The following is a 19,297-nucleotide window of genomic DNA, read 5'->3' as shown; positions in this document are numbered from 1 at the left end:
AGGGCCGTGGAAGGTTCCGGAAAGTTCGTTGGAAGGAGGCCATGGAAGATGACCGCGACCTGCGGCTCGCTTCCGGATCGGCGCCAAGGCGGATGCTTGCCCTGCGTTCTCTGCAAATAATCATTGCCGGCGTTCGCAATCGGCGGACCCGGGCTGCCGGGAATGGATTGCTCGCTTTGTCAGCTCTTCGATTAACGTTCCGCAGGCTGTGGGCTCGCGTTGTGCTGGGCAGACCTTAAGCTAACGCTTGCCACAGAGCTTATTTCGCTCGAAACGACCGATTTGAAATTGTAACGCAAGTGAAGCAGCCTTATTTCGCATTTAGGGCCGCCTGATTCAGCGTTTTTGGCAAAATAGCGCCACCTAGTTGCGTTACATTTTAAACAGGGTGCGATTCAGCGAAATAGCGTTTGCCACTTGCGTTAGAGAGGATATTGGTGGCCAGATAGGCGGGGGCCCCTGCGTCCCAGGCTGGGTCATGTGTTCAATGCGGCTGCAACCTTATCCGCCTGGGAACCGTCAATGTAGATGTAAGAGGCAATATATGGAATAAGAGAGGGAGGAATGGAGATGCATCGGGAAGCAAGAGCGGATATTGCCATTATCGGCGGCGGCGTGGGCGGCTGTGCGGCGGCGCTGGCGGCTTGCCGGATGGGGAAGCGCGTAGTGATGACGGAGGAAAACGAATGGATCGGCGGTCAGCTGACCAGCCAGGCCGTGCCTCCGGACGAGCACAAGTGGATCGAGCAGTTCGGCTGCACCCGCAGCTACCGTACCTTCCGGAACCGGGTGCGCGAGTATTACCGGCTTTATTTTCCGCTGTCCGACGCAGGACGGTATGCCGTGAACCTGAACCCCGGCAACGGGGGCGTGAGCCGGCTTTGCGCCGAACCGAGGGTGATGCTGGCGGTGCTGCAGACGATGCTGGCTCCTTACGTGAACAGCGGGCTGCTGCAGATTGTCACCCGCTGCCGCCCGATCGGAGCCGAAACGGACGGCGACCGGATCCGTTCCGTAACCGTAAAAGAAGCGGACGGCCGCAAGCTTACGATTCACGCGCCCTTCGTGCTGGACGCGACGGAATGCGGCGACGTGCTGCCGCTGGCGGGGGTTGAATATGTCACAGGGGCGGAATCCAAACGGGATACGAACGAGCCTCACGCGCTGGACGGCCCGGCCAATCCGTGCGATATTCAGGCATTTACGCATGTGTTCGCGATGGATTATGTCGAAGGCGAAAACCACGTGATCGACAAGCCGAGGGATTACGACTTTTGGCGCTGCTTTCAGCCGCCCGGATGGCCGAATCCTCTGCTGAACTGGGTATCTCCCGATCCGAGAACGCTGGAGCCGACGGAGGAGGCACTGTTTCCGGGCACGGACAAATACCCTCTGTTCATCTACCGCCGGATCATCGATCGAGCCAATTTCGTTCCCGGAGCGTATCTTTCCGATATAACGCTGGTGAATTGGGTGCAGAACGACTATATGCTCGGCAATGTGTACGACGTCCCGGAAGGGGAAGCGCGCAAGCATCGCGAGCAGGCCAGGCAGCTCAGCTTGTCGCTTCTGTATTGGCTGCAGACCGAGGCTCCCCGTCCCGACGGCAAGCAGGGCTACCCCGGGCTGCGCCTGAGACCGGACGTAACGGGAACGGAAGACGGGCTGGCCCAGGCTCCGTACATTCGCGAATCGCGGCGGATCAAAGCGGAATTTACCGTGCTGGAGCAGCACGTAAGCACCGCTGTCCGTGGAGAGTGCGGGGCGGAAGCGTTCCCGGACAGCGTCGGGATCGGCTGCTACCGGATCGACCTGCATCCGAGCATGACCGGGCGGAATTTTCTCGACATCTCGTCCCTCCCGTTCCAGATTCCGCTCGGCAGCCTCATTCCGCAGCGCGTGGACAACCTTCTGGCCGCCTGCAAAAACATCGGCACGACTCATATTACGAACGGCTGCTACCGCCTCCATCCGGTGGAATGGAACATCGGCGAGTCGGCCGGTTACACGGCGGCCTACTGCCTGGACCACGGCTGCAGACCAAGGGATGTCAGGGCGAACCCCGGCAAGCTTGAGGAGCTGCAGCAGCTGCTGACGCGCGAAGGCATAGAGCTGGCCTGGCCGAAGGTCGGTCCCGTTTAAAAAAAGGCCGGTTCATAGTAAGAGGGAGTCCCGGCAGCGCAAGCGGCGGACGACCCCCAGAAGAGCATAAGCATTTATTAAAGATAGCTTACATTTACCAAGACCATATCGTCATCCATTTAGAGAAAGCCTCGCAAGGAGACCCAGATTATCTTTTTGTCAAGCCATTTGCTTCCTTGCATATGCCGGGCGGGAATTTGCATTGTAATTTTGACACCTGGCTGTATCGATTTGTTTCGACCAACGGATCGAAATATTGGGACTGGACAGTGGACTAATGTTACTACAGCCTTAAAGTATTTGAACAGAGCAAGAAGAAAATCCTCCTTCCTGCAGCCATTCGAAGGTAAATCGCAGGTACTTTATTTCTTCGAGCGCTCAGACATCAAGAACAATTTTTTGTACGCAGACAAAGTACTTTTATACTTGTGACTTCGTCTATTGTCCCTAATACTAGCAATAATTAAATAATATCGAACTGGAAGTACCAGGCTGCCCATTGGGGTCGTTTGGTACTTTTATGTTTTTTAGGGAGCATTGGATTTTCTTTTCGGAGAAGTTAAATCAATATGCATAGAACATTTGAAGAGGAGCATAGTCCACTCAATCCCGAATCGAAATGAGCCACATTTGCCCCTTAACGTTTACTTCACCCAACAATTGATCTGGTTCATAAAACCGTCGTCCGTTTGTAAATCATAGATGAATAAATTACCCCTCCTGCTGCGTTTTGGTCGACGCATCCCGCCATCTAACATTGGAACATGGCCTATCGAAAGCTTTATCTAATGGAGAAGCAGCAAGCAACTTTACCCGTTCGATTTAAAGACAATTTAAAGATTTGTCTCTAAATCCCCGGCAGCGCTATGATGGTTGTGAAAGCGTATCAGCCATGAAGAAGGGAGCTGTCTGGAACGATGCGAACCGTGGAGGAACTGGAGAGCAAGCTGGCGGAGCCGTCGCCTGTGCTGGTGCAGGAGATGAAATCGCTGGAAGGGGACATTATGCTGCTCGGGGTAGGGGGCAAAATGGGACCGAGTCTCGCCAAGCTTGCGATCAACGCGATCCGGGAATCGGGAGTTGACCGCAAAGTATACGGCGTATCGAGATTTTCCGAGCAAGGGTTAAAGGAAGAGCTGGAGAGCTTCGGCGTCGAAACGATCGCATGCGATCTGCTGGACGACGAGCAACTGCAAAAGCTGCCCGACGTGAACAACGTCGTTTATATGGCCGGCACGAAATTCGGCACTACGGGCAGGGAATATTTTACGTGGGCGATGAACGCTTATTTGCCGGGCCGCGTGGCGGAGAAGTTCCGCCATTCCCGGATCGTCGTATTCTCCACCGGCAACGTCTACCCGCTCACTCCTGTCCTTCAAGGCGGAGCGAGCGAATCGACAGCCCCGTCGCCGGTCGGCGAGTACGGGCAGTCGTGCCTCGGACGGGAGCGGGTGTTCCAGCATTTTTCCCATCAATACGGAACGCCGGTTTTGATCTACCGTTTGAATTATGCGATCGATCTGCGGTACGGGGTGCTGCTGGAAATTGCCAAATCGGTGAAGGAAGGCCAGCCGATCGACGTGTCCATGGGCCATTTCAACTGCATCTGGCAGGGCGACGCCAACGAAATTGCGCTTCGTTCGCTGCTACGCTGCAAGCAGGGGGCGGAAGTGCTGAACGTGACCGGGCCGGAGACGGTATCGATCCGGTATGCGGCCGCAGAGCTGGCCAAGCGGCTCGGGACGGAAGCGATATTCACCGGCCAGGAAGCGGATACGGCGCTGCTCAGCAACGCATCCAAATGCATGCAACTGTTCGGCTATCCGAAGGTATCGCTTCTGCAAATGATCGATTGGGTGGCCGATTGGGTGCGGCATGGAGGGAAAACGATCAACAAGCCGACGCATTTTCAGGAAAGAGAGGGAAAATTTTAGCATATGAGCGGCAAAAAATCATTGACGCCGGAGCAATTCCGGGCGCTGCACGAAGGGCTTGTCATTCCGGCTCACCCGCTGGCGCTGGATGAACGACGCCAGCTCGACGAGCGCAGTCAGCGCGCATTAACCCGCTATTATATCGCTTCCGGCGCCGGAGGCGTCGCGGTAGGCGTACACTCCACGCAGTTTGACATCCGTAAGCCGCCATTCAATCTGTTCGAGAAGGTGCTGCGGTTGGCGTCCGAGGAGGTTGACCGGGCAGGTATTGCGCGTCCGTTCCTGAAAATTGCCGGCATTTGCGGCCCTGTCGAACAGGCGCTGGGCGAAGCGGAGACGGCGATCGGACTCGGATACGATGCGGGGCTGCTGAGCATGGGAGGGCTGCAAGCTCTAAGCGAAGCGCAGCTCCTCGAACGAACGGCGCGGGTGGCCGAAAAGCTGCCGGTGATCGGCTTTTATTTGCAGCCGTCGGTCGGCGGGAAGGTGTTCAGCTTCGACTTTTGGAAGGAATTCGCCGCCATCCCCGGCATCGTGGCGATCAAAATAGCGCCGTTCAACCGCTACCAGACGATCGATGTGGCGCGGGCCGTATGCTATTCGCCGCGGCGTGACGAGATTGCGCTGTACACCGGCAACGATGATAACATCGTGGTCGATCTGTTGACCGTGTATCGTTTTATGGTGGATGGCAAGCCCGTGGAAAAACGCATCGTCGGCGGGCTGCTCGGCCATTGGGCGGTATGGACGCGCAAGGCGGTCGAGATGCTGGAGGAGATCAAGCGGGTGCGGCAATCGGGGATGATCGATAGCGAGTGGCTGACCCGGAATGGGAAGGTGACGGATGCGAACGCGGCAATTTTTGATCCGGCACACGGGTTTGCCGGCTGCATCCCCGGCATTCACGAGGTGCTTCGCCGCCAAGGGCTGATGAAAGGAATCTGGTGCCTGAATCCTCACGAGACGCTCTCCCCGGGACAGGCGGAGGAGATCGACCGGGTGTATCGGGACTATCCGGAATTGAACGACGATGCGTTCGTCCGCGAGCATTTGGCCGCCTGGATGGCTTGAATTCCCGGGTCCGGGGCATAGAGGCGATGCGGGCAAAGCTTGGAAGGAGTGCGCAGGATGCGCTTCAAAGACGTATTTTCGATTATCGGCCCGGATATGGTCGGCCCCTCCAGCTCGCATACGGCCGGCGCGCTTCGCATCGGCCGCATCGCGCGCCACCTGTTCGGAGAGCAGCCCGAGCGGGCGGAGATCGCGCTGTTTCAGTCGTTCGCAGACACCGGCCGCGGACACGGCACGGATGCGGCGATCGTTGCCGGGCTGCTCGGCTGGCAGACGGATGACCTGCGGATTCCGCAGGCGCGTGCTTGTGCAGAAGAGCTGGGCCTGGGCGTCCGCTTCCGCACCGGACGGGGCATGGCGCCTCATCCGAACACGGCGGAGCTCCATCTGTCGGCGAACGGCCGCAGCCTGTCGCTCATCGGCACCTCCGTCGGAGGAGGGAACGTTGAAATCGTGAATGTGGACGGCTTCGACGTCCGGTTCAGCGCCGCTTATCCGACGATGGCGATCTGGCATCGCGATCGGGTCGGCTTGTTGGCCGATTTGACCCGCTGGTTCAGCCGGTACCGGCTCAATATCGGCTTCATGGACGTGGACCGCAGCCGGCGAAGCGGGGATGCGCTGACCGTGATCGAAGCGGACACGGGGGTTCCTGAGGGGCTTGTGGCGGCCGTTCGCCGGGTGAACGGGGTTACGCGGGCCATCGCCTTCGATGTATCGGGAAGAAGCGGGCCAGATGAGCATTGCGATGCCTGATCGGACGGAGGTGCGCTTATGAGATTCGATACGCTGGAGCAGCTGGCGAAGCTGTGCCGGAAGGAAGATAAGCCGATATACCGGCTGATGCTGGAGGAGCAGTCGCGGGAATCGGGCCGGCCGGCCGAGCGCGAAATGAAGAAGATGCTCGGTTATTACCGCATCATGAAGGAAGCGGCCGCCCAGGGATTAACCCGCGATACGACCTCGCGCAGCGGCCTCACAGGAAACGATGCCAAGCGGGTTCAGGCGCGGCACGATGCCGGTCTCGGCCTGCTTGGGCCGGTAGCCGGGAAGGCTCTGGCGAGCTCGCTGGCGGTATCGGAGGTGAACGCGAGCATGGGACGTATCGTCGCCACGCCGACGGCAGGATCGTGCGGCGTCATCCCCGGCGTATTCGTCAGCGTTCAGGAGCATTACGGATGGACCGACGAATGGATGACGCATGGTCTTTTTACCGCCGGCGCGCTCGGCTACGTGATCGCCAACCGCTCGTTTGTGTCTGGCGCGGAGGGAGGCTGTCAAGCCGAGATCGGCTCCGCCGTAGCGATGGCGGCCGGCGCCTTGACGGAGCTGCGGGGCGGCACGCCGGAGCAGGCGGTGCATGCGGTCGGGCTGGCGCTCGCCAATTCGCTCGGCCTCGTATGCGATCCGGTCGGAGGGCTCGTCGAAGTGCCGTGCATCGTGCGCAACGGCTTCGGGGCGGTCGCAGCGCTCGCGGCGTCGGATATGGCCCTGGCCGGCGTGAAGAGCGCCATTCCGTCCGACGAAGTGATCGGCGCCATGCTTGAAGTGGGAAGCGGCATGCCCGAGAAGTATCGGGAAACCGCCCGGGGCGGTCTGGCCGCCACGCCGACCGGCCAGCGCATGCTGAAAGAGCTTTGCCCGGATTATCCGGATTTCGAGGAGTCTCCGTCCCCGTCTCCGTCTTCGGAGGAGGGAAAGGAGTGAGCGAGTGATTCGCCGCTTTTTCCCATTGGCAGATCCCTCCTATCGGGTACAATGGATTTAGGCGCCGATGACGAGCGATTCCTTTCGTCATCGGTCGTCACCTTCGGTGTCTGAAAATTTTGGCCTGTGGATTAGCGCCCCATTTTCAAGAGAGAGGCCTATGCTGCCTTGCGCGGCACCATCAGATGATGAAAATGGGCAGCGGCGCACCCCTGCGCTATTTTCAAGATAGACCCCCATGCTGCTGGCGCGGCACCATCAGAAGATGAAAATGTGCCGCGCACCCCTGGGGGCTATTTTCAAGATAGCAAATGTTGTATTTTGTACAACAAAAACGGGGGGATAACCCGCATGAGCGGCTCAATGTTGTAAAAAGTGCAACATTTTGGGCGATATTCCCGGGTTTGAAGCCGATTACGCCCAAATTGTTGTACAAACTGCAACTTTCCTCTTTCTCTTGTGCGCAGAGGGCGGAAAATGTTGCATTTTTTGCAGGATTTGTCGCCTCATGTGCTCGTGTGTGCCCGGGGAGGGAACGCGGAGTTTGCACGCTAATGCGGAGTTCGCACACTGGTGCGGGCTTCGGGGGCCGCTGGCTGAGCATCTCCGTCGCAGTAAAGTGCAGCTTTGCACAATAAAGGGCCAATCAAGAGGCAAGGTTTTCTCAGCGCTGACAGAAAAGCTGCCAGAAAGATTTTCGATAAAGCATAAAAGTGTTAAATCGAAGTGGTCTGTCTGCATCAGGCGAAACTGCCGCTCAAGCGCAGCCTCGCTCATCTGGCGAAGGTGCTTCGATCGAAGCTTCTCTTCATGCTCGTTTAGTAATGCTTGCTAGCCTGGAGTACTGTTTGGCCGGTCTAACGCTAGCCAGAGAGCTTATTTCACTCAGAACCATCGATTTGAAATTGTAACGCAAGTGAGCAGCCTTATTTGGCATTTTGGACCGCCAGATTCAGCGTTTCTGACCAAATAGCGTTATTACGTTTCGTTACATTTAAAAAGAGTCACGATTCAGCGAAATAGCGTTTGTCACTAGCGTTAGATTCGGAAGCTTCGGCGGAAACTTCGGCGGGAGCGCAGGAAGGAAGCACAGAAAGGGCGGCGCGGGAAAGAACAGCTCAGGAAGGAGCAGCAGGAGCAGCAGGAGCAACTGTCGAAAAGACACGGCCTGCGAATCTATGGGGGTGAAGACGCCTATGACGAGCGATTCCTGTCGTCATCGGTCGTCACCTTCGGTGCCCGAAAATTCGCCGGAGGGTTCCGTCCAATTTTTCAAGATAGACGAACAAGCATGGGTTAGGCGGTGTTGCCATGTTGGGGACTTCTCGTCCGCACGCTGCGGACAAAGGAATACCGATCGCGCTGATCGGTCCGGAGCCGATGATTTCCGTCATGCTGCAGGCGATAAAATCGTTTCCGTCCTTCGTTCCCGTTACCGGGGCGTACGCGAATCTGGAGGAGGCGGTTCAACGGACCCGGGAGCTGATGGACCGCGTCGAGGTGATCCTATATTCGGGGCCGCTTCCGTACCGCGTCTGCCACGAACGCGTGCAGCTGCGCGTACCCGCTCATTTCGTTCCGCTGAACGGCTCCGGATTGTACCGGTCGTTGTTTCGGGCGGAGCGGATGGGTCGGCTCGGCGCCATGTCGGTCGATACGCTGACCCGCCAGCCGTTCGTCAAGACGTTCCGCGAGCTGGGTCAGCCGCTGCCCGAGCTGATCTTCTATGCAGGCGGCGATCCTGCGGATATGAAGGCGATCGTTCGTTTCCATGCGGAGCAGTATGCCCAGGGGAAGACGGCGATTGCCCTCACTGCGGTCCGCTCGGTATCGCTTGAACTGAGCGAGATCGGCGTGCCGAACGAATGGGTGCTGCCAACCGAGCAGGATATTATCGTCGCGCTCGAGCGGGCGCTGTTGTCGACGGAATCCCGCCGCAGCAAGGAATCGCAAATCGTGGTTGGGCTCATCGACGTGGACGGGTTCCGCAAAGCGGCCGAGCTCCATAAGTCGGAGCATGACGTGCAGCGGTTGAAGCTGGACATTCACCGGATGATGCTGGAATATGCCGAAACGCTCGAAGGGCATTTGACTCCGCTGGGCGGCAGCGAATATTTGTTCGTCACGACGCGGGGGACGTTCGAGCGTCATACAGGCGGGTATAAATATATTCCGCTGGCCAAGACGGCGCAGGAGCAGTTCGCGCTGTCCTTGAGCATCGGCATCGGCTTCGGCCGGTCCGCCCACGAAGCGGGCTCGCACGCCCGCATGGCGCTGCGCCGGGCCAAAGACGCAGGCGGCGGCAGCAGCTTCATCGTCCGCGAGGACGAGAGCATCATCGGCCCGCTGGAAATGGCCGAGCCGCTCAGCGCCGGGCTGTCGCTGCTGGATGCCGCTTTAATCGGCAAGGCGGAAGATGCCGGCTTGACCCCGACGTATATGAGCCGGCTCGTCGCGAAGCTTACTCGTACCGGCAAGACGGACTACAACGTTCACGAGCTGTCGTCGGTTCTCGGCGTTACCGTCCGCAGCACCCACCGGCTGCTGACGCAGTGGATGGACGCAGGGCTGGTCGAGGTGGCCGGAGAGGAGCGGGGCAGAGCGAAGGGCAGGCCGAAGCAGATATACCGGTTTACTTTCCTGGCAGACCTGCTTCGCCGTTAAAAAGCTTGCTTGTTTATCGACCTAATGGAACCGGGAGGATGTAAGCGATGGAGACGACGCTGCGCTTAGGCATGATCGGTCTAGATACTTCGCACGCAACGGCATTTACGAAGCTGCTGAACGATCCGGCGGATGCCCACCATGTGCCGGGGGGCCGGGTTGTTGCCGCTTATCCGGGCGGCTCTGCCGATTTCCCGCTTAGCATAGAGCGGGTCGGCGGCTTTACGCAGGAGCTGCGCGAGCACTACGGCGTTTCGATCCTGGAAACGCCGGAAGCCGTAGCGGAGGCGGTCGATGCGCTGCTGATCGAATCGGCCGACGGCCGGGTGCATTTGCAGCAGCTTCGCGCGATCGCGCCTTCCGGCAAGCCGGTGTTTATCGACAAGCCGCTAGCGCTGAGCTCGCAGGAGGCGTACGAAATGGCCGAGATAGCGCAGCAATACGGCATACCGCTGATGAGCGCTTCCGCACTGCGGTATGCCGAAGGGCTCGCCCGCGCGCTGGCGGAAGCCGACGAGGGCATTGCGGGAGCCGATGCCTTCGGACCGATGTATCTCGAGGCGACGCAGCCGGGATACTTCTGGTACGGGATTCATACGGCCGAGTTGCTGTACCGCGTCATGGGCGCCGGATGCCGGGAAGTGACCGTGACGGCGAACGACGATTTCGACGTCATCGTTGGCGTCTGGCAGGACGGGCGGATCGGCACGGTGCGGGGCAGCCGACGGCCGGGCCAGGGCTTCGGCGTCACGCTGCATACCGGGGCAGGGCCGCGTCTGGTCGATGTGTCCAAGGACGGAAGGCCGTTCTACGCCTGCTTGCTTATCGAGGTTATGAAAATGTTCAGGACAGGACAACCGGGCCTTCTGCTAACGGAGACGATGGAGGTGATCCGCTTCCTTGAAGCGGCCAACGAAAGCCGGACGACAGGGCGGCGAATCAAGCTGTAGCCAGGACCAAGCCGTGGGCCGGAGTCACGCTGCAGCCAGGACCAAGCCGTGGGCCGGAGTCACGCTGCAGCCAGGACCAAGCCGTGGCCGGGGTCAAGCTGTAGCGAGGGTCAAGCCGTGGCCGGGGGCACGCTGCAGCCAGGACCAAGCCGTGGCCAAGGTCAATGAGCGCTGCCGCTCCGTTTCCTTGTCGGGAAAGGAGCGGCAGCGCTCTTGACCTTCGATTATTTCCACTGCGGGCCGGCGTAGCCGTTTGCCTTGAGGCTCTCGTTCACTTCCTTAATGATCTGGGCGCCCCCCTTATCGGACCACTCCTTGACCATCGCGTCCCAATCGGACAGCGGCTTTTCGCCGAAAATCATTTTCGTCTGCTCCGTGTACAGGAACCGGGACAGCTCCGTGTCCTTCGCGGCCCTGGTCTCGGAGAACACCTCGTTAATCGGATTGACCAGATGCTTCGTCTCGCCGTGCATCTTCTCCAGGCTGGCCGCCAAGTCGCGCAGCAGCGGAACGGTGTATTCCTTCGAATATCCGTTGGCCGCATCGTTAGGGGCCCACATCGTTTTGTCCGGCAAATAGTTGATCGGCGCAAGGCCTTTTTCCTCCACTTCGCGGCGCACGTTGCCGTTTTCGATGGTGTAGCCTTGGCCTTCTTTGCCGTTCAGCCAGTCAAAATCGGCATTGCCCGCGTTGCGCTGCTCCAGCGGCACAAACTTTCGGCCGTAATCGATCATCTCCATAATTTTCGCCACCTTGTCCGGCTCCTTCGCCAGCTTCGCGTTCAGCATCACGATCCCGTAGAAGCCGGGGGAGGAGACGAAGCCTTGCGAGCCGTCCGGCGCCTGGAACGGAGGGATCGGCACGATCTGGGCATTCGGGCTTAGATCGACCAGCCCTTGCATATAGGTCGGGTTCATGCCGCGCGGCGTGCCGATGAAGATGCCCGCCTTGCCGGAGTAAAACTCCTTGTTCGTCTGCGCCCAGTTGAGCAGGGCAAAATCCTTCGTGATCGCGCCTTCCTTATACAGATCGGCCAGCCAGGCGATATGCTGCTTCCGGGCTTCGGAGATCATGCCGGGGATCAGCTGTCCGTCGGCGTTCTGATGATACCAGGCTTCCAAGTCCCAGTAAGCGCCCATGGCGTAGCTCGGGTTAATGTTCGCGGACATGGCGAGCCCGTACGTATCGTGCTTGCCGTTGCCGTCGGGGTCGTTTTTGGTGAAGGCGATCGCTACCTGCTTCAGTTCGTCGTAATTTTTCGGAACCGCAAGCCCCAAGCGGTCCAGCCAGTCTTTGCGGATGACCGGGGTCAGCTGGTAGTTCTCGGTCAAATATTTTTGGATGGCGTATATTTTGCCGTTGACGGTAACCGCTTTGCGGATATTGTCCGGAATCAGCTTCATCGTCGGGTATTTGTCGAGCAGCTCGTTGAGCGGCAAAAAAGCTCCCTGCTTCGCCCATTTATAGAAGTTGGAGTCCGGGCCTTCCATGACGATGATGTCGGGAATATCGCCGGAGGCGACGATGGCGCTCAGCTTCTGGTCGTAATCGGAGCGGACGACGTACTGCGGCTTGAAATCGACGTTGAATTTCTCGTTAATCATTTGCAGCCCTTTGCCTCCGGTTGGCGGAAACGCTCCGTAACGGAAGTCGATCATCGTAATCGTGTGCTTCTTCTGCCCATCCGGCGCCCCGCCTTCGTTCGTTCGTCCGGCGCCTTCGTCCTCGCCGCCGCAGGCGGACGTCACGATAATGGCTCCGGCGAGCGCGGCAGCCGCCCATGCTTTTCCTCTGTAATGCATTGACAGTCCCCTCCCATGCTAAAAATCATACGCCGATGCCTCAGCGTATATAAGTCGTAACGTCTGACAGGATGTCCCGGAGTCAGCCTTTGACCGACCCGAGCATCACCCCCTTGGCAAAATGCTTCTGCAGAAACGGATAGACGACAAGAATCGGAACGGTCGCCACGATGATCGCCGCCATCTGGACGGTTTCCGCCGGCGGGGCGTGCTCGAGCAAAATGTGCCCGCTGCCCAGCGCGGTCTGCGCTTCCCCGACGACGATCATCTGGCGCAAAATGACTTGTATCGGCCATTTCTCCGGCTCGTTCAAGTACAGGATGCCTGTAAAGTAATTGTTCCAGTGCATCACTGCATAGAAAAGGGCGAAGGCGGCCAGCGACGGCTTGGATAAAGGCAGCATGATGTTCCAGAACACTTTCAGCTCGTTGGCGCCGTCCATCACCGCCGCTTCGTGCAGCTCGCCCGGCATGCCGACGAAAAACTGCCGCATGACGATCAGGTTGAACGGATTGATGGCGATCGGCAGAATGAGCGCCCAGATCGAGTTCAAGAGGCCGGTTTCCTTGACGATCAGATACGTCGGAATCATGCCTGCGCTGAACAGCAGCGTGAAGAGGACCAGCACCAGCATGACCCGTTGGCCGATGACCGGGCGGGACAGCGTATAAGCGAAGGTGGACGTACACGCCAGATTGACTGCCGTGCCGATCACGGTCACCAGCACCGTCACGCCTACCGAGCGGACGAACGATTCGGAAGCGAAAATGTATTCGTAGGCGCTCAGTACCCACTCTTTCGGAAACCAGACGATGTCCCGCTGCAAAAATTCTTTGTACGAGGCGAAAGAAACGGCTGCCACGTACCAGAACGGAGCCAGCATCACGAAAGCGATGAAGCCGAGCAGCAGGACGTTGGCGATATCGATGCACCGCTCTCCCCAGGTTCGATGGCGCACGATAGATCCTCCTTTCCCTTATGCGAACGGGCGAACGGGTCTAGAATACGCCGTCTCCTCCCAGCTTTTTGGCCAGAGCATTGGCCGACAGCACGAGCACGAGACCGACAGCTCCCTTAAACAGGCCGACCGCCGTCGCGAAGCTGTAGTCCGATTGACCGATTCCCTTGAAAAAGACGTACGTGTCCAAAATGTTGCCGATTTCCATATTGAACGGATTCAGCAGCAGGAAAATTTGTTCGTATCCGGCATCCATGACATGCCCAAGCCGCAGGATGAGCAGAACCACGATCGTGCTGCGGATCGCCGGGAGCGTGATGTGCCAGATTTGACGGAACCGTCCCGCGCCGTCCATAATTGCCGCTTCGTATAGCTGCGGATTGACGCCGGCCAGCGCCGCAAGGAACAGAATCGTTCCCCAGCCCGCTTCTTTCCAGATCACTTGCAGGATGACGAGCGGCTTAAAGTAGCCTGGATCGGTCAAGAACGGAATCGGCTGCGCAAGACCGAACCATTGCTTGAGCAGTTCGTTGACGACGCCGTTTCCTTTCAAAAAGATGATGCATATCCCGATGACGACGACCCAGGACAGGAAGTGGGGGAGGTAGATGACCGACTGGACGATGCGTTTATAGATCTGGCTGCGCAGTTCGTTCAGCATCAGGGCCAGCACGATCGGCACCGGAAAGGCGAATGCGATTTGCAGAAACGAGATCGATAAAGTATTCCACAACACCTGCACGATCTCCGGATCTTCGAAGATTCGGGCAAAATGTTTCCAGCCTGCCCATTCGCTGCCCGCTATGCCTTGAAACGGGCTGTAATCGATAAAGGCCATGTACAGCCCCGCCATGGGGACATAACGGTATATAAGGAAATAGGCGATGCCGGGCAAGCCGAGCAGCAGCAGGTGCCGGTCTTGCCACAGCCGGGCCCGAAAGCGTCCAAGACGGCTCGCGGAAGCGGTCTTGCGGATGGCGGGCGAGGAGCGGGATCGGGGGTCCAACATGCTCAAGGCGCATTCCTCCTTAAGAGTAGGGGCGCAGCAGGCCGAAAGCGCTTAAATTTCGGCGGCTGCGAGCCGAAGCTGTTGATCCGATTATCGGGGGAGAGGGCGGCGCATGGCAATGCTCCATTTTTCCAGCGGCGAAGAAAAAAGGATAAAGCTCCGCAAAAAAGGAAAAAGGCCGCGAAAGCGCGTCCTTCAACCGCCCCGCTGCCGCTTGCGGTACTCGCCCGGCGGAAGCTGCTCGTACTGCTTGAACACGCGGGTAAAATTTTGCACGGACGTATAGCTGAGCCTCTCCGCAATCTGCTTGATCGGCATCTCCGTATGCGCCAGCCATTCCTTGGCCTTATTCATCCGGAACCGAATGAGGTAATCGATAAAGTTCATTCCCGTCTCTTCCTTGAACAGCCGGCTGAGCCGGGAAGGGGAGACGCGGAACCGGTCGGCCAGCTGCTGGAGCGATAAATCCGTGTCGAAATGGTCGTGGATGAAGCGGATGACCTCGGCGGCCATACGCTGCTGTTGGCCGCTATGCGCCAGCTCCAGCCGTGCCGCGACCGAAGGAAATACCGCCTCCGCCAGCCAATCCGCCGCTTCGCGCATCGTCGACATTTCGTAGAGCCGCTTGTAAGGGTTTTCTCCGAAAACTTCGTCCGGAGCCAGCTCCAGCTCCTGCATATACAGAACCAGCTCGCCGATCAGATGGGCGAACAAGCCGAGCGCCGCATTGAAATGGCGGACCAATTGCGGCATGTCCCGTACCCATTGGCGCAGCAGCTCTGCGCCTTCGTCCGCTTTTCCCTGCATGACCGCGGTCACGATCTGCTTCTCCCGCCTGAGGAGATCGCTGGCCAGCGGGTTTTCCATCGGCATGGTCTGCTGGGGCGTCAGCACCTTGCCCGGTCCGTGCAGCAGCCGGTAGCCAAGCAAATCCCGCGCCTCCCGGTAGGCATCGCTGATGTTGCGATACGTCAGGACGGGATGAGAGCAGGCGATGGTGACGGAGAACTGGAAATATTTTGCCGATATATCGAGAAATTTGTGCGCGGTAACCAGAAGGCTGTCCAGCGCGGCGTCGCCTTTTTCGAGCCCGATGATCAGAGCCGCCTGGCCTGGCATGGAAATGCCGGATGCGCAGGAAAACCGCTCCTCGAACATTTCTTCCGCCATTTTGCGCAGCGCGAACATCATGAGGGATCGGTCCATGTCCTGATACAGCTGCTGAAAGCGGGCATAGTCGTCAATTTCGAGCAGGCATACCGCATACCGGCTCCCCCGGAGATGAAAGCCGAACGTCTGCCGAAGCCGCTCCGCCTCATGGCTGCCGATTTCGCCGCGCAGCAGCTGATGCACGATCGTTTCTTTCAGATAAGGCGATTGCTCGTTCAGCTGCCGGCGCAGCTGCTCGTTCGTCTGCAGCATGCCGGTCACGTAGGCATCGAGCGCCTGCCACTCGTTGCCGGTCCCGGCAGGGGAATCGGCGCGGGGCGGAGGCAGGAGCCGCTGCAGCAGATGCTGCAACGGGCCGTACATCCGGGTAGAGCCGAAGCGGGCAATCAGCGCCCAAAAAGCGGCGAGCAGCAGCACGATTCCGAAGGTCGCGGCTTGAATCCGGTCCGCTTGCCGGGTCAGCTCCTTCTTGGGCGTCATGGCCACATACGTCCAGCGCGTATAATCCGACTGCCGGACGGTAAGCTGGTACGTGTCTCCGCCGATCTTCGTCTCGGCTGGTTCATCGCTGCCGTACCGGTGCAGCCCGCCTGCAAGCAGGGCCGGACGGGTGCCGATTTCCTCCGCTGTCCGGCTGATGAGCACGATGCCCTTCTCGTCGATAACGTACAACTTGCGGCTGTCTCCCAAGGGGACATGCGCGGCGAAGTCAGCCAGTATGTCCTTCGGAATGTGGAGCACCAAAATTCCGCTTCCCTGCGTGTCGGAGAACATCGGCACCGGCCTTAAATAAAGCAGCTCGTCCTGGCCCGGATACGTATCGGGCGGTACGATCTCCGAGCGGAAATGAGGCGGAAGCCGGCCCAGCATCTCGCGGTAAGCGAATTCATTCAGCTCGATGAAGCCGTGTTTGCTGGAAAACACTTTGCCGAAATGCAAGAAGATGACGGAAACGTCATATTGAAACTCGGCTATACTTCGCTGCTTTTGGATCGTATCGGACAACTCCAGCATTTCGTCCAAATATTTGCCGGAAGGCCCAAGCTGCACCGCTTGCTCCAATGCCCGGTGGTTGGCGAGCTGAATGGAAGCCTTGTCGAGCTCGTCGCGGAACGCATCGACCTGGCGCTGCATTTCCTGCAAAATGATCTGCTGGTGCCGGTTCACCTCGTCCTGAATTTCCGCGGCCGCGAGGCGTGCGAGGACGGTTCCGGTCAATATGACAGGCAGCAGGCTGATCAGGAGGGAGTAGACGAACAGCTTTCTTTTGAAAGATGCATTGCGAAACCATGGGACCATTCTCCACATGGACGTACACCCCCGGATGGGCGAGATGTTGCTCTCTCTAAATCTGCAGTTGGGTGCGGATAACCGGCGAATCCATCGCAATCGGTCGTTTGTACAATAAGAGTAGTCGGTCTGAGCGCGGACTGTCAAGAAAAAGACACGGGAATTTTTCTGCCAAAAATAAAATAATTAGAGGAGAAATCCTCCTATTTATGATATAGTAAAGGAGAACGCTGTCAGAGGAGGTTGAATGATGGATTCCATCGTTTCGTCATTAGTGCGAACCTTAAAGGGCTATTTTGCGGATTTGCTGGAGCCGCAGGCGGACGGCAGCCTCGGCCTCCGGGATGAGGAGCTGGGCGCATGGGCGAGCTGCTGCACGACGGGGCAGGCGGCCGCTTTTTTCGTACTGGATTATCGTATGCACGGGGGAGAAGGGCTTGCTATCGCCTCGCGCCTGGCGTCGAATGTGCTCTGCCGGCAACGGCCGGACGGCGCGTTTGGCCAACCTTTTTATGTCAGACACGGAGAGCCGGAAACGGTCGATATTGCGGAAATCGGCGCGGCAGCGAATAGCCTGTACCTGCTGCACCGCCATGCCGGCTCGGAAGAAGCGAAGGAATGCCTGCTCCGCTCGGCCCGTTATTTGCTTACGCAAGTCGCTGCGGAGAATCCGGGGGCGGTCTACAAAAATCCGAACGCGCGGCATCACGACGTGTTGAACGGAAATATGTACGCGGCGCATACGTTCGCCCGGGCCTACGGGCTGAGCGGGGACGCCCGCCTGCTGGAGCGGACCGTCTGCATCTTCCGCCATTTGATCGCGCGGTTCGGCAAGCATGAGCCCGATTGGTGGCCTTATATCGAGCACTGGGACGGCAGCGTAGGGATGGGCAACAGCGTCAGCTATCAGGGGACGATCGTCGCCTTTGCCGCCGCGGCGCTGCCTCTGCTTCCGCAAGAGCTGCAGCGGCAGTGGCAGGAGACGGCGGAAGCGGCGGTGCGCCGGATGCTGGCGGCCATGAAGGAGGGGCCTCATGACGGCAACGAAGCGCCGTGGTGGTGCCGGGATTGGAGCAGCGTATGGGAGATCGATATGGCGTTCTCCCGTTATGCCCATCTCCCCGGAGCACGCGATTACGTCGAAGAGCGCATCAGGGACATGAACGATCGGCTTGCGCGCGAAGGCTGGTCGGTGTTCGCGCCGAAAGGCTTGCAGCCCGATCCGGAGCGGACGCCTGTCAGCACGTCGTTCCGAAAAGCGGCGTCTTTTGCCGGTTATTTGGCTTCCATGAAGCTTGACGATGCTTCGTGCCTCAGGAGGGAAAATTCATGACAACTTCCGGACTAGAGCGGCTGCCGATGAAGCCTGGATTGATCGTATCGTGCCAGGCGTTTCCCGGAGAGCCGCTCTACGGCGCAGGGCTTATGGCCCGCATGGCGAAGGCGGCGGCTAGCGGAGGAGCGGTGGCGATCCGCGCGAACGGCGCAGACGATATCCGCAGCATCAAGGCGGCGGTGCCGCTGCCCGTGATCGGGCTGCTCAAGCGGGAAATTCCCGGCTCGGCGATTTATATTACCCCGGAGCTGGAAGACGTCGAGGCGGTGCTTGCGGCCGGAGCCGATATCGTTGCGCTCGATGCGACGAACCGGGAAGGCCGACTGGCGCGGATCGTTCCGCTGCTTGAGCGGATTCGCCGGGCGGGAGCGCTGGCGATGGCCGACGTGTCCACGGAGGAGGAAGGGCTCGCCGCCGAGCGGCTTGGCTTCGACATCGTATCGACGACGTTGTCCGGCTATACGCCCTATAGCCCGCAGACGAAGCAGCCGGATCTGGAGCTGGTCCGGCGGTTGTCCGCCCGGCTGAACGTGCCGCTTGCCGCGGAAGGGCGCATCTTCCGCACGGAAGAAGCGGAAGCGGCGATCGAGGCGGGGGCGATGTTCGTCGTCGTCGGCGGAGCCATCACCCGCCCGCAGCTGATTGCGCAGCGCTTCGCCGAGGCTGTCGGCAGCCGCCTGACGGCGAAGCCCGCGGTTGCCGGAAGCCGATGCGGCGAGAGCGGCGGTGGGAGCGGTGAGGGCGGCCGGAGTGGCGGGAGCGGTGGAAGCGGCGGAAGCGTCGGGAGTGGTGGAGTCGGTGCGGGCGGCCGGAGCGGTGGAAGCGTCGGGAGTGGCGGAGTCGGTGAGGGCGGCGGAAGCGTCGGGAGTGGTGGAGTCGGTGCGGGCGGCCGGAGCGGTGGAAGCGTCGGGAGTGGCGGAGTCGGTGAGGGCGGCGGAAGCGTTGGGAGCGGCGGAGTCGGTGAGGGCGGCCGGAGCGGTGGAAGCGATGGAGTCGGTGCGGGTGGCAGGAGCGGTGGGAGTGGCGAGAGCGGTGGAGTCGGTGCGGGTGGCAGGGGCGGTGGGAGTGGCGAGAGCGGTGGAGTCGGTGTGGGTGGCATGGGCGGCGGGAGTGGCAGGAGCGATGAGGGCGGCGGAAGCGTCGGGAGCGGTGGAAGCGGTGAGGGCGGCCGGAGCGGTGGAAGCGTCGGGAGTGGCGGAGTCGGTGAGGGCGGCGGAAGCGTTGGGAGTGGCGGAGTCGGTGAGGGCGGCGGAAGCGTCGGGAG

The 19,297-nt window shown here is 59.5% G+C and carries 12 protein-coding genes and 1 pseudogene; 9 read left to right on the top strand and 4 right to left on the bottom strand.

Annotated features, from left to right (window positions below; genetic code table 11):
• Positions 1 to 570: 570 nt before the first annotated feature.
• The 7 genes from F591_RS0119525 to F591_RS0119495 all read left to right on the top strand — a co-directional run bounded on the left by F591_RS0119525 (position 571) and on the right by F591_RS0119495 (position 10,468).
• A complete protein-coding gene (locus F591_RS0119525; RefSeq protein WP_019536302.1) occupies positions 571 to 2,142 on the top strand; it encodes an FAD-dependent oxidoreductase in 1,572 nt (523 codons plus the stop codon).
• A 917-nt stretch (positions 2,143 to 3,059) separates the two neighbouring features.
• A complete protein-coding gene (locus F591_RS0119520) occupies positions 3,060 to 4,076 on the top strand; it encodes an NAD-dependent epimerase/dehydratase family protein (protein ID WP_019536301.1) in 1,017 nt (338 codons plus the stop codon).
• A 3-nt stretch (positions 4,077 to 4,079) separates the two neighbouring features.
• Complete coding sequence (locus tag F591_RS0119515; protein WP_019536300.1) at positions 4,080 to 5,147, top strand: dihydrodipicolinate synthase family protein; 1,068 nt, start codon at positions 4,080 to 4,082, stop codon at positions 5,145 to 5,147.
• A gap of 57 nt (positions 5,148 to 5,204) precedes the next feature.
• Positions 5,205 to 5,903 (top strand): L-serine ammonia-lyase, iron-sulfur-dependent subunit beta, encoded by a 699-nt coding sequence (gene sdaAB, locus F591_RS0119510; RefSeq protein WP_019536299.1) that lies wholly within the window; start codon positions 5,205 to 5,207, stop codon positions 5,901 to 5,903.
• An 18-nt stretch (positions 5,904 to 5,921) separates the two neighbouring features.
• Complete coding sequence (gene sdaAA, locus F591_RS0119505; protein WP_019536298.1) at positions 5,922 to 6,854, top strand: L-serine ammonia-lyase, iron-sulfur-dependent, subunit alpha; 933 nt, start codon at positions 5,922 to 5,924, stop codon at positions 6,852 to 6,854.
• Between the two features lie 1,311 nt (positions 6,855 to 8,165).
• Positions 8,166 to 9,518, top strand: coding sequence for a hypothetical protein (locus tag F591_RS0119500; RefSeq protein ID WP_019536297.1), 1,353 nt, complete (start codon positions 8,166 to 8,168; stop codon positions 9,516 to 9,518).
• 47 nt (positions 9,519 to 9,565) lie between these two features.
• Positions 9,566 to 10,468 (top strand): Gfo/Idh/MocA family protein, encoded by a 903-nt coding sequence (locus tag F591_RS0119495; RefSeq protein WP_019536296.1) that lies wholly within the window; start codon positions 9,566 to 9,568, stop codon positions 10,466 to 10,468.
• A 224-nt stretch (positions 10,469 to 10,692) separates the two neighbouring features.
• On the opposite strand, the gene F591_RS0119490 is transcribed toward F591_RS0119495, so the two are convergent.
• From F591_RS0119490 to F591_RS0119475, 4 genes are all read right to left on the bottom strand, one after another.
• Positions 10,693 to 12,270, bottom strand: coding sequence for an extracellular solute-binding protein (locus tag F591_RS0119490; RefSeq protein ID WP_019536295.1), 1,578 nt, complete (start codon positions 12,268 to 12,270; stop codon positions 10,693 to 10,695).
• Between the two features lie 82 nt (positions 12,271 to 12,352).
• Complete coding sequence (locus F591_RS0119485; RefSeq protein WP_019536294.1) at positions 12,353 to 13,228, bottom strand: carbohydrate ABC transporter permease; 876 nt, start codon at positions 13,226 to 13,228, stop codon at positions 12,353 to 12,355.
• Between the two features lie 40 nt (positions 13,229 to 13,268).
• Positions 13,269 to 14,243, bottom strand: a complete 975-nt coding sequence (locus F591_RS0119480; protein WP_019536293.1) for an ABC transporter permease — start codon at positions 14,241 to 14,243, stop codon at positions 13,269 to 13,271.
• Between the two features lie 189 nt (positions 14,244 to 14,432).
• Positions 14,433 to 16,715 carry an AraC family transcriptional regulator gene (locus tag F591_RS0119475; RefSeq protein ID WP_156829631.1) on the bottom strand — a complete coding sequence of 761 codons (2,283 nt, stop codon included), beginning with the start codon at positions 16,713 to 16,715 and terminating at the stop codon, positions 14,433 to 14,435.
• 229 nt (positions 16,716 to 16,944) lie between these two features.
• On the opposite strand from F591_RS0119475, the gene F591_RS0119470 reads away from it, so the two are divergent.
• Positions 16,945 to 18,030: a glycoside hydrolase family protein gene (locus F591_RS0119470; RefSeq protein WP_245581084.1), complete on the top strand. Its 1,086-nt coding sequence runs from the start codon at positions 16,945 to 16,947 to the stop codon at positions 18,028 to 18,030.
• Positions 18,027 to 18,698, top strand: a pseudogene (locus F591_RS28540) (N-acetylmannosamine-6-phosphate 2-epimerase); the annotation flags it as partial. The gene F591_RS0119470 and the pseudogene F591_RS28540, both read left to right, overlap by 4 nt.
• Positions 18,699 to 19,297 lie beyond the last annotated feature (599 nt).

The sequence above is a fragment of the Paenibacillus ginsengihumi DSM 21568 genome, assembly GCF_000380965.1.
GTDB lineage: Bacteria > Bacillota > Bacilli > Paenibacillales > NBRC-103111 > Paenibacillus_G > Paenibacillus_G ginsengihumi.
Note: the sequence above shows the minus strand (reverse complement) of the source record. Positions and strands in the feature narration are given on the sequence as shown.

Coding starts and splice junctions, on each gene's coding strand:
- F591_RS0119515 (WP_019536300.1), top strand. CDS start 4,080: ATGAGCGGCAAAAAATCATTGACGCCGGAGCAATTCCGGGCGCTGCAC.
- F591_RS0119490 (WP_019536295.1), bottom strand. CDS start 12,270: ATGCATTACAGAGGAAAAGCATGGGCGGCTGCCGCGCTCGCCGGAGCC.
- F591_RS0119520 (WP_019536301.1), top strand. CDS start 3,060: ATGCGAACCGTGGAGGAACTGGAGAGCAAGCTGGCGGAGCCGTCGCCT.
- F591_RS0119475 (WP_156829631.1), bottom strand. CDS start 16,715: ATGTGGAGAATGGTCCCATGGTTTCGCAATGCATCTTTCAAAAGAAAG.
- F591_RS0119525 (WP_019536302.1), top strand. CDS start 571: ATGCATCGGGAAGCAAGAGCGGATATTGCCATTATCGGCGGCGGCGTG.
- F591_RS0119470 (WP_245581084.1), top strand. CDS start 16,945: ATGATGGATTCCATCGTTTCGTCATTAGTGCGAACCTTAAAGGGCTAT.
- sdaAB (WP_019536299.1), top strand. CDS start 5,205: ATGCGCTTCAAAGACGTATTTTCGATTATCGGCCCGGATATGGTCGGC.
- F591_RS0119495 (WP_019536296.1), top strand. CDS start 9,566: ATGGAGACGACGCTGCGCTTAGGCATGATCGGTCTAGATACTTCGCAC.
- sdaAA (WP_019536298.1), top strand. CDS start 5,922: ATGAGATTCGATACGCTGGAGCAGCTGGCGAAGCTGTGCCGGAAGGAA.
- F591_RS0119500 (WP_019536297.1), top strand. CDS start 8,166: ATGTTGGGGACTTCTCGTCCGCACGCTGCGGACAAAGGAATACCGATC.